Source organism: Acaryochloris sp. IP29b_bin.148 (genome assembly GCF_028285565.1).
Taxonomy (GTDB): Bacteria; Cyanobacteriota; Cyanobacteriia; order Thermosynechococcales; family Thermosynechococcaceae; genus Acaryochloris.
Window position 1 is genome coordinate 1 of the sequence record NZ_JANQOY010000248.1, and the last position, 10,751, is coordinate 10,751.

8 protein-coding genes are annotated in these 10,751 nt (G+C 48.3%); 3 read left to right on the forward strand and 5 right to left on the reverse strand.

Features of this window, described 5'->3' with window-relative positions:
* Together gatA and Q0986_RS22415 are read left to right on the forward strand one after the other, a co-directional pair.
* Positions 1–1,342, forward strand: a 1,342-nt coding sequence (gene gatA, locus Q0986_RS22410) for an Asp-tRNA(Asn)/Glu-tRNA(Gln) amidotransferase subunit GatA (protein ID WP_299416354.1), incomplete at its 5' end; no start/stop codon positions are given.
* A 353-nt stretch (positions 1,343–1,695) separates the two neighbouring features.
* The gene (locus tag Q0986_RS22415) at positions 1,696–3,366 is read left to right on the forward strand and encodes a nitrate ABC transporter substrate-binding protein (RefSeq protein ID WP_299416358.1); all 1,671 of its coding nucleotides are present in this window, start codon (positions 1,696–1,698) and stop codon (positions 3,364–3,366) included.
* 102 nt (positions 3,367–3,468) lie between these two features.
* On the opposite strand, the gene Q0986_RS22420 is transcribed toward Q0986_RS22415, so the two are convergent.
* Complete coding sequence (locus tag Q0986_RS22420; RefSeq protein ID WP_299416361.1) at positions 3,469–5,148, reverse strand: DUF3352 domain-containing protein; 1,680 nt, start codon at positions 5,146–5,148, stop codon at positions 3,469–3,471.
* An 834-nt stretch (positions 5,149–5,982) separates the two neighbouring features.
* On the opposite strand from Q0986_RS22420, the gene Q0986_RS22425 reads away from it, so the two are divergent.
* On the forward strand, positions 5,983–6,564 hold the full coding sequence (locus Q0986_RS22425) for a hypothetical protein (RefSeq protein WP_299416364.1): 582 nt from the start codon (positions 5,983–5,985) through the stop codon (positions 6,562–6,564).
* Between the two features lie 3 nt (positions 6,565–6,567).
* Here the strand turns inward: Q0986_RS22425 and Q0986_RS22430 are convergent, their stop codons facing one another.
* The 4 genes from Q0986_RS22430 to Q0986_RS22445 form a co-directional block, all read right to left on the reverse strand.
* On the reverse strand, positions 6,568–6,729 hold the full coding sequence (locus tag Q0986_RS22430) for a hypothetical protein (RefSeq protein ID WP_299416367.1): 162 nt from the start codon (positions 6,727–6,729) through the stop codon (positions 6,568–6,570).
* A gap of 76 nt (positions 6,730–6,805) precedes the next feature.
* Complete coding sequence (locus Q0986_RS22435) at positions 6,806–8,734, reverse strand: tetratricopeptide repeat protein (RefSeq protein WP_299416371.1); 1,929 nt, start codon at positions 8,732–8,734, stop codon at positions 6,806–6,808.
* Positions 8,735–8,808: 74 nt separating this feature from the next.
* Positions 8,809–9,885, reverse strand: coding sequence for a pentapeptide repeat-containing protein (locus Q0986_RS22440; RefSeq protein WP_299416373.1), 1,077 nt, complete (start codon positions 9,883–9,885; stop codon positions 8,809–8,811).
* 55 nt (positions 9,886–9,940) lie between these two features.
* On the reverse strand, positions 9,941–10,387 hold the full coding sequence (locus Q0986_RS22445; protein ID WP_366918666.1) for a DUF302 domain-containing protein: 447 nt from the start codon (positions 10,385–10,387) through the stop codon (positions 9,941–9,943).
* Between the last annotated feature and the right edge of the window lie 364 nt (positions 10,388–10,751).

A 10,751-nucleotide genomic window follows, 5' to 3' on the forward strand; every position in this document is an offset into this window, starting at 1 on the left:
CCATAGTTTTTTGGCCATTACTGCTGACCAAGCACTCGCCCAAGCTAAACAGGTCGATGCTAAGTTAGCTGCGGGGGAAGAGATTGGTTTACTAGCGGGAATTCCCATTGGTATCAAAGATAATATGTGTACCAAAGGAATTGCTACAACCTGTGGGTCAAAAATCCTTAAAAACTTTATTCCCCCTTACGAGTCTACAGTAACCCAAAAGCTGGCGGCTGCGGGGGCAGTCATGGTAGGTAAAACCAACCTAGATGAATTTGCCATGGGCAGCTCCACAGAGAACTCTGCCTACCAGATCACTGGCAATCCCTGGGATGTGTCCCGAGTACCGGGCGGATCCTCGGGGGGCTCGGCGGCAGCCGTAGCCGCTGATGAATGTGTGGTTTCGATTGGCTCGGATACAGGTGGTTCTATTCGACAGCCTGCAGCCCTCTGTGGCGTAGTCGGCCTCAAGCCTACCTATGGCTTGGTATCTCGCTTTGGCCTGGTGGCCTATGCCTCTTCCTTGGACCAAATTGGTCCCTTTGGTCGCACGGTGGAAGATGCCGCCATCCTTCTCCAAGAAATTGCAGGTTATGACCCCCAAGACTCCACCAGTCTTAAGGTCGAAATTCCAGATTATTCCAAGTCTCTGATTCCCGACCTCAAAGGGAAAAAGGTGGGCGTGATCACCGAAACCTTTGGGGAAGGACTGGATGCAGTCGTCGAAAAGGCCGTTCGCAAGGCAATCGATCAATTAGCTGAGCTGGGCGCTGAAGTGCAAGAGATTTCCTGTCCTCGCTTCCGCTATGGGCTGCCTACGTACTATGTGATTGCCCCATCGGAAGCCTCTGCCAACCTAGCCCGCTACGATGGCGTTAAGTACGGCTACCGCACCGATAACCCCGATGATCTGATGTCCATGTATACCAATACTCGGGCAGAAGGGTTCGGCGCTGAAGTAAAACGTCGGATTATGATTGGCACCTATGCTCTGTCTGCGGGCTATTACGATGCTTATTATCTGAAAGCCCAAAAAGTCCGCACGTTAATCAAGGAAGATTTCGAAAAGGCGTTTGAGAGCGTGGATGTTTTGGTCTGTCCCACCACGCCCACAACCGCATTTAAAGCAGGCGAGAAAACGGCTGATCCCTTAAGCATGTATCTCTCTGACTTAATGACGATTCCTGTGAATTTAGCAGGATTACCGGGTCTGAGCCTGCCCTGTGGCTTTGATGATCAAGGGTTACCGATTGGCCTGCAGATGGTTGGTAATGTCTTGCGGGAAGATCAGGTACTGCAAGCTGCCTATGCCTATGAACAATCGACAGAATGGCACAAACAGGCTCCCAAGCTCTAACCTCATTCGTACATTTGCCCACAGTCCAGAAAATCTTGAAACAGTTGCCAAGTCACGCTGACTTGCTTGTGCTGAATCTGAAGCATATCTTCTGGATATGCAGTTTTATGGCTGGCATTATCATCTGTGGTTGAGACTACACCTGAAACAAATTGCCGTAGTCTCAATGAGAGGGGCAAGCTAACTCTGCTCCGACAGATAGGTTAATTACCATGAGAAATAGCTTCTCCTGTATTATTACTGCGTAGAGAGTATCTTATAAGCGTAGAATAAAGATTTTCGGACGCATAGCCTCGGATAAACACCTAATATATCTATATAATAGGAACCATGAATGATGAGGGGGCATTCTATTGGCAACCGAACTAGATATTAAAAATAAAGCTGGCAACGAAAGCAATCGTAAATATTGTTGGCAATGTGACTTTGTAACCCGGATGAGCATGACCCAATGCATCGTCTGCGGGGCTCCACTTTACGACAAGCCCAAGCATAAGAAGGCAGCCCGATCTCGTTCTGCGCTACAGCCTGAAGGTAAAGCCAAACGATTAAACAAAAAAACCGTTCTTTTCAGCTTTTTGCTGCTAGCAGGGGCAGTTAGTGCTGCGATCGCATTTATTATCGGTCCTTGGAAACGATCGCTTCCCCCTACCGTGAGCGCTGGTCCTGCTAACGTTAAGGTGCTAGGGGATACGTTTTTGGGCTATAGCACCCTGTGGGACCCGCAATTTCAGCAGAAACTGAAAGCCGCTGACATCACCATTGGCTATGCGGATGAATTAGATCAGAAGATGCGATCGCAAATCCTCTCCACAGGCGAGGTTGATTTTATGGTCACCACCATCAATCAACTATTTGAAACGCCCAGTAAAGGCAAAATTGTCGCCATGTGGGATTGGACTCGGGGCGCGGATCGCCTTGTCCTCAATAATAAGCAGTTCCCACAAGTGAAGGATATCCAGTCCTTAAACCTGGCTGCCACCCAAGCCGTGCAGCAAGGAGAACTGCTGTCGATTATTTTTGCCGGGAATACGCCGAGTGAGTATTTGAGCATCCTATTGGCAGATAAGTCTCCAGAATTTGCCCTGGAAAAATTCAATATTATTCGCGTGGACGATTCTTCCACCGCATGGCAGCGGTTTCAAAATCCCCGGCCTGGCGAGAAAATCGTTGCCGGGATCTTTTGGGAGCCTCATGTCACTCAGGCACGCAGAAAGGGATATGTGCCCTCCCTCTCCTCTGCCAATGTGCAGCGATCGATTGTTGATGTAGTCGTTGCTTCGCCTCAAGTCCTGAAAAATAATCCAAATAAGGTCCAGCAGTTCGTGAAAGCCTACTACGAGCATATGGCCAGGAATTCGGTTGATAAAACAGCCTTGCGACAGCAGTTCGAGCAATTGGGGAATCTGACGCCTTCCGAAGCGCTGAATTTTCTTCAAGGGGTCTATTTCTTTGATGCTAACTGCGCCAACCATTGGATGAATGGACCGACTCAGCTCTTGCGCCAACGCCTCGACTATACCGCCAAGGTTTTATATGGGAGCGGTCGTCTTTCTGCAATACCAAGTAATACCGATCAGCTTTATGAAGGTCGATTCGTTGCCGATCTAGCCAGTTCAGATGCCGCTGCGAGCTGCCCAGCTTTGCAGGCCGCTCCTGTCCCTCAAGCCGCCGCCTCTCCCAACCGCCCACCTGCCCCCAAACCATCAACCCCAGCTCCCGCCAGCCAAACTAAAACGTCCATTAACTTTGAGGTGGGGTCCGCACAGCTCAACTCACAGGCAAAGTCTGTGTTGGATGAAATCCTTGAGGCTGCAGGCCAGGAAGATACCATCAGAATTGATGCAACCTTTGTCGATTCTAGTAGCGCGCGGGCCTTGGCCTTACTCAAAAGTCGAACAACGGCCATAGAACAGTATGTGGCTGATAAACGCCCCACGGCCAATATCCGCACAACCCTGAGTTCAGGTGGAACTGAAAGCCCTAATGTCACCGTATCTACGGGTAAAGGACCAAAACGCTAGCTCGGCTCTACTAACTTGAGCAGGGCGCTACGAAAATAGAAAATCGTTCAAGAACTTGTCCTCGAACGATTTTCTGGATGGCCACGATGGGTGGCTATTAACTTATGATTTGGGCTTGAGGGCTAGCAACATATCACCGGTATAGGTGGACTTGTCAATCTGGGTACTGGCAATGCCAACCCCGCGAATCGATTTCATAATGGCTTCAGCTTCAGCCGTGATCAGACCTTGCCCTTGAATGGCTGGATTGCTAAGAATCACCTTATTGGCCTCATCCATATTGACGTAGAAATACCCCGAATTGGATTGGGGTAGAGACTTTGTGACAGCCTTAAAGGTTTCACTTTGATCCAAGGTTTTCTGGGGTTTAGAGGCCATCGTCTGAATAATGGGATCACCAATGGCAAAAAAGACGGTTTCATTATCTAACCAGCCATGCCCCACTAGCGTTTCCTTGGTAGGTGGGAATTGCCACTGAGTCACCTCTACATTGCCAATTTTGCCCTTATTTACAGGGACATTACTTTGTTTGGCAAGGTCATCAAATTTAGCAAAGGTGGCCTCGGCTTTTTTGCGATCGCTAGTTTTGAACACAAACGTCCCCCCAAACCCAACGGATTGTAGCAGCCCTTCATTACCGGGGATCAGGGCGAGGCCAACTTCCTTATCCATCCAACCAATAATGTCTTTGTCCAAGTCAAGCTGGGTGGTAGAGCGGATTTGCTGCCTCACTTGATCTAGGCCTTCTTTGAATTCAGGCAGGCTTTCCAATTGCTCAACCGTATACTGCCATTGCTGACTCAAATTGCCACCATTAGCTGAAAGCAATGTATTGTCAGGAAATTGAGAAATAATCTTACCTTGAATGGGCTTAAAGTCCCACTTAAAGGCATTCGGATCAACCTTCGTGATGGCTCGGAATCGCACCCCATCATTATCAATCCCCATCCCCACAGATACCGACTTAATCTGATCAAGTTGGTCTCTCAATTGAGGGGGTAAAGGATTGTTGGGATTAAAGGCAGAGGCTTGTTCAATCAGTTGGCCATAATCAGGAATAAAGAATTGGGCAACGGGATTATCCATCTTCATGCTCTCTTCCAATGCCCGCTTGGCATCGCCATCAGAGGCGAGTGAAGGGTCCCCTTTAGAGGAATCAATGGCTTTTTTGACCACGTCCTGTTTATTGGACACTGCCAAATGATGTTCAAGAATAGCGACAAAGCTGGGAGACCCCGTACTCTCTACTTCTAGAATTTTGACGCCTTTGTGCTCGGTTTCCTTAACTTCTAGGTTGTCCTTTTGCCGCATTTTGTTGGCAAAGCTTAGGGCTTCTGCCTTGTCCTTAATACCGACGACCACCAACATGCCAGGTTCAGCAGGCTCTGGAATCTTGTCTGCGCCTGGTGTGAGGGCAACCTTTTCCGCAGCCGGCACCATCGCAAACATAACGCTGCCCAGCCAGGGCTTAATATCTTTGTCATAGTCCAGCTTCTCTTTGGCCAAACTTTCCTTGATATCTGCCGTCATTGCGTCGAAACCACCAAACACAATATCTTGTGCTTCTGGTGTGCCGAAGTCCCGGAGCTTATCCCATGAATCAGACGTAATATCGATGTAGCCAGCCATCCAAGCTTCATCGGGTACAATTTCGGCGCTAGCCACAGAGCTGGTTCCTTGCTGCGCAGGAATTACCTTGAGGTAAAAGTAGGCGGCAATCCCCCCGATCGCGACTGCACCCGCGATAATACCTGGAATAAGCAGTTTCTGTTTTGTGGCCATTAAATATCTCCTAAAAAATAAAAAATCAGATCGCGTGGGTGAAACAGAAAAAATTTATCTATAGCTGGTTCTAGCTCCCAATCGGGCTATTTATAGTTTTCAAAAAGCTCAATTGTAAACGCATAATGGGCTATTTAGTCAATGGATAAGCCAGCGCAACAGGGATTTAGCCTAGACTGTAGTCGAAATTCCATATCAATTTCCAAGCGGTTGACGGGCAGGGCTAAATGTCGCATTTTAATGTTCCCTAAGATTAGATTGAAACTAACATTTAGCGCCAAAAACAGCCGCTAATCTCCCTATTTAAATTGAATTGAAATCAGCCCCCAATCCATCGTTTGGGACGCCCAAAATATGCACAACTTTAGTCCCCGTCAACAAGCAGGCTTTCGCATCATTCATCCTTGCGGGTGAGGTCAGCACGCTTCCAAACAACCTGCATGATGCTATAACAGCCAGCTTTTAGCCATAAGTGATCCTGGGCTGCGGTAAACCGTGATAGTGATCATTGGCAGGGAGGCCAACTATCTTGTCTAATGTTGAGTGATAGAAGTTTTCGGACATCCCCTGCATCGAACATGGGTGCAGATAAGCAGTGCTGATGCAGCCCCATCAGCCATAAAAGCAAGTCCTATAATTCCCCGCAAAAAAGACGATTTCTCACAAAGCGGTCTGATCGAACCCTGCCTAGAGCAGTCATTCAAAGCTGTTGGAGTCATTGCGAAGACAATGCTAGACAGTACTTACGGAAAAAGACCTCTAACCATTCGTTTCTGCCCAATTCCCCACAGAATCATTCATTAAACGACTCTAATCCAACTGTGAGGTGATACCTTGACAACTTTAACGTTGAATCGTGCCATTGTGGCCGAGCAAAAATTTGAGACGATTAATCGATGGATGTCAACGGGACAAGGCTCTGATCTGCCTAAGGTCCTACAGGGCATCTATTTTATGGATGGGAATGATTTACCAGATGATTGCTTAACCCTAAACACAGTTTGGGATGCTCAAACACGTACCCTCCAGCTTCCCGTATTTGGTCCACAGCAGTGGACATTCCATCCTTCGCTGGCAGGACGAAGCTTGCTCAAGCTTGTGAAGATTCTGCAACTAGTCTATGAAATTCGGTTTGAGGATGAAACCTTGAGACATGCAGTTGTTATTCCTAAAATCCTGGGTTTTCGGGTCCCCCGATGGATCACAGAATTCACTATGACGCAAACACCAGAGAGCCTCAAGGGTGAAGCCTGGGATCGAAAAAATACGATCTTCTTTCGGCTGATTCCAGTGGGTGGATATGTTCTCCGCAAAATTGTGGATGGCCGCGGCAGAAAAACGCCTGCCTTTGCCAAAATGCTGGCCCAAGTGCAGAAAACCTGCATTGTTGTGGTCAATACAGAGATCAAAAATTAACGTTTAAGGATTGTGCTCAGATGCCGTATTAGCCTTGCCATCTTTCTCAACTCCTGCAATGTCAGATAACTCTGCATCTAATTCATCGGTGCAGGTCTGGATACGCTTTTTGCGCTCGTCAGAGAGACTATCCCATACTTCCTGTAAGAGTGGGCCTTTAGCCATTTTTCGTTCGCCTTGAGACGATCCAATCCACCAATTTTTATATCAATATAGATATATATCTCGAATGATATAGGTCTTAACGCTGCCCATATTGCTCTAGCAACGTTGGAATTTGGGTATATCCATCTACTCCAATCGCTTGTTCAATCCGAGATCTCTCTTGCTGCAAGATGTCTTGGAAGGTTTCTGACCCAATTTTCCCTTTCAGAACGATCAGTAATCCCGCAGCTTGAGTCCAGTCGGGCGACTCAATGGTGTTGAGCAGGCAGAGTCCCGAACAGCCATAATACACGGCTGCGTTTTCTTGATCGATGGCGTAAAAGGCTTCAGCTAAATTCAGGCAATTCAACCCCCGAAGATATAAATCTCCAGATGCATGTGCTGCCTGCAATCCCGCTTCCAAATGATAAATGGCGTCCTGGGATTGAGATAACACCAGATAGGCTGATCCGAGGCTGCTGTGGCAGAGGGCCTGACTGAGGTAATCGTCCAGTTTCTCTGCCAACTCTAGTCCTTGCTGGAGATAGGAGATTGCGATCGCATAGTGATCCGATTCAGCCCGTTCTAATTGCTGGGCGGCAAACACTTGCGCAAACCCGAGATTCGCTAAAGCATTGGCTTGGCCCAACCGCTCGCCTCGCTCACGACTCATCATTAAAGCCCGTTGAGCAAAGTTGATCGCTTGCGCATAGTCTTTCTGGGCAATATGGGTCCGGCTGAGATGGTTGAGATTGGCAATTTCACAGGCTCTATCCTCAGCAGCACGAGCAATATCTAAGGCGTCCTGATGAAACTTGAACGCTTGGTCGTACTGCCCCATTGCCCGTTGAGAATAGCCCAACAAGGTGAGGATACGGGCCTTCTCCTGTGTACCTTCAACCTGTTGCAGTGGCACGTCAAGATAATCTAAGGTTGTGCGCAAATACCCACCATCAAAGGCGGCAAAGATGCCGCCGTACAAGGGAAAATAAGATTGCTTGGCAAAGCTGCGTAAGGTCTGGAGCGTAATTTGAAAACAGGCTTCTCCCAGGGAGTCCTGGGGAGCGCGTGCTTGCATTCCTGTTGCGATCGCCAGCCAAATATTGGCAAAGGTTAAATAGGTAGAAATGGACTGTTTGGGGCCGACCTTCGGATCAAAGGCTTGCTGATCAAACCAGGATACCAGCCCCCTTTGTAGGAATTGCATGACCATCAATAGTTCCACCCAGTCCTGTAGACGATAGGTGGAAAGCTGGCTGGCCCATTGCTGTACCGAACGATTGGGCTTCGATAGAACTTGAAAAACAGTCTGCGGAAGAGAAGGCTTGACCACAGGTGGGGCCGACGTTAACCCAAAGCCAATGGTCTGAGTCGGCTGGGCAACCGGCACTATCTTCCTTGCCCAATAGTCCCAAGGATTATCGCCAAGATTGAGCCCAGCTTTTTTCGGATCATCAAAGATCCAACCCAACACATGAACTTGGAGCTTTGCGCAGGTGGCCAACCCTTGAGTTAAGCCCGTTGCTAACTGTTCTAGACGTTGGGCTTGGACACGGCTAGTTTGCTTTTTCTGCTTCAGCGCGGCAGCCAACTGCTTCAAGTCTTGGGGCGTTAAGGCCGGATTACGATTGGGGTCAACCGCTTGAACGAATCGCAATAGGGCTTGATCAGTGTCTTCCGCTTGCCCAAGATGGGTGACTGCATCTGCGATCGCATTATTGGCCTGGGTTTCTTGGGCCAACTGCTGCCAGGCTTTTTGGATCGCGCTGAGTCCTCGCAGAGAGCGTTCTGCTTTGGCCTGTGCCGTGGTATCCGGATTGCTCAGTTGGGATTGTAAGGACTGTTTGCGATCAGACAAGCAGTGTTGCAAGTATTTGGCATCAACGGCTACTTCTGATTTTAATCGCTCTAATTCGGCAGCTAGGGCCTGCTCTAACAGAGGAATACTCGGGAATTTGCCCTTTAAGTATGCCGTTAGCAAATTATCGATTAACTGATAGTAGCGATCCTGTGGGGGGGATGACATAATTCCACCGCTAGCAACGACCAATTCAAGAAGCCTTTATGGTACGTGGAAGTGGAGCGCAATATAAGCCCATTCTAGTTCAAGGGTTCTTTGCCAAGCTCCTTTTCTGCCTGTAGTAAGTCTTGAAACGCTTGATTAAAGATGGCATCAGCATAAGCGGCAGATTGAATCTGCTCTATCGTTAAGTTCTCTGTGGAGCGGAAATCCGCCTTTCTGAGATTGGCTTCCATGAAATTCGTTTCCCTGAGATTGGCACCAATCAGATTGGCCTCAGTCAGGTTAGCCTTGGTAAAATCTGCCCGCTGCAAATTTGCATCCACGAGAGTTGTTGCACTTAGATTGGCTTTGGTGAGATGGGCTTCACTGAAGTTACTGTTCAGTAAATTAGCTGCATCTAGATCGGCGTCAAACAACTTGGCTTGGCTGAAGTTGGTGCCGCTGCAGTCTGCTTTGCTGATTTGAGCGGTGCTTAGATCAATGCGGTGCGCATTCACTTGGGTGAAGTTAGCACCATTAAGATAGGCCCCCCTAAGATTGGCCTCGGATAAGTTAGCCGCTTGCAAATTGGCATTATCCAAATGTGCTTGAGCGAGTTCAGATCGACTAAGATCTGTTTTACTTAAATCGAGCTGCCCTCCCAGTAAATCATTCTGCACATTACGGCGACTAATGACAGTGAGGGCGGCTTGGATATCCGTGGGCAGGGCTGTCCGTTGGCCCCGCAGCGTTGCCTTATCCCGAATATAGGAGGTCAGCACTTCCATCACAATCCAGTGATCCGAGGGGGAATCTTTGGCGACCCGCTCTAATAAGTAGATACCCCCCAAGCGGACTTCTAAGCGCTCATCTCCAAGCAGTTCAACGGCCTTACTAAAGCGCTCCGTGACCTCTTTACCCTCAGTAATCAAAAGGTTTCGGCGGCTGAGGTAAGCAGTGGTTAGAAAGAATAAGCCACCCAGGGCCTGAATTAACGTTCGACGATGGGCATCTTCAATAAAGGCGCGATCGCGAATGTCTACCTGCTTATCTAAGGGACTGACCTGCCACTTGGGCAGTAGCCACACGACCACCCCCAGAATGATTAAGCTCAGCCCCCCCCAAAAGGGAAATGGGATATCAGCTATCCAAGTATTTCTCACCCCTAACAGCATAGAGATTGCCCCAGAACGTCTAGCCCAGTTGAACAGCATTCATGCTGGACAAGGCTTAAGGCTGTGTGGCTGCCTGAGCAAATTTAGATAATGCTTGCTCTATTTTGGCTAAAACCTCTCCACAGTTCTCGATTTGATGTCGTTGTGCCAAATACTTGGGGTTGTTATAGGACAGCCAAACTTGCCCCTGTTTATCTTCCCAAATCAAGGCTTTTTGCGGTAGATCGATCGCAGCAGTCGGACTACATTGCATCAGCGGCGTTCCCACTTTAGGATTGCCAAACACCACAACTTCCGTAGGACGCAGGGACTGTCCCACTGCTTGAGCCCCAGCGGCATGGTTAATGCGGGTAAAAACAGTCATGCCTTTAGCCTCAAGTACATGCACCAACTGCTCCGCTGTGTTCGGAACTGAATGCGTACTTTTGACATGAATAAGTCCCCGGTCGTTCGCTTGGGAAGACGCTTGTTCTGCAGGTAAAGCGGTGGCAGTAAGCGGCATTGTCCCTACCCCCAATCCGAAGGAGCACAACAATACCAGTAAGAGTTGGGGGGGCTGCACCATATGTTTCTCCTGTTAACAGCAATTTTTAATGGATACAAGTTAATTAATCTTCTCGCAGAATTATTAGTAGAGCCTGAATCTTTATCGAGCGTCAATGTCAAGACAGGCCGTAGCCATATCTCATCCCTGCTGATTTTATCCGTTTCCTATATTTTTGGAGATTGCACAAGATATTGTGTCAGCTGGGTATTCTCAACATAACCATCTTTGTAAACAAGGGTTCAATAGAAGTTTGCCAAGTCTTGTATCAACAAATTACGCATAGATGCTGACCCACTAAGTGAGCGAAATAGGAACTGTA

Coding starts and splice junctions, on each gene's coding strand:
- Q0986_RS22445 (WP_366918666.1), bottom strand. CDS start 10,387: ATGCCGCTTACTGCCACCGCTTTACCTGCAGAACAAGCGTCTTCCCAA.
- Q0986_RS22440 (WP_299416373.1), bottom strand. CDS start 9,885: ATGCTGTTAGGGGTGAGAAATACTTGGATAGCTGATATCCCATTTCCC.
- Q0986_RS22420 (WP_299416361.1), bottom strand. CDS start 5,148: ATGGCCACAAAACAGAAACTGCTTATTCCAGGTATTATCGCGGGTGCA.
- Q0986_RS22430 (WP_299416367.1), bottom strand. CDS start 6,729: ATGGCTAAAGGCCCACTCTTACAGGAAGTATGGGATAGTCTCTCTGAC.
- Q0986_RS22435 (WP_299416371.1), bottom strand. CDS start 8,734: ATGTCATCCCCCCCACAGGATCGCTACTATCAGTTAATCGATAATTTG.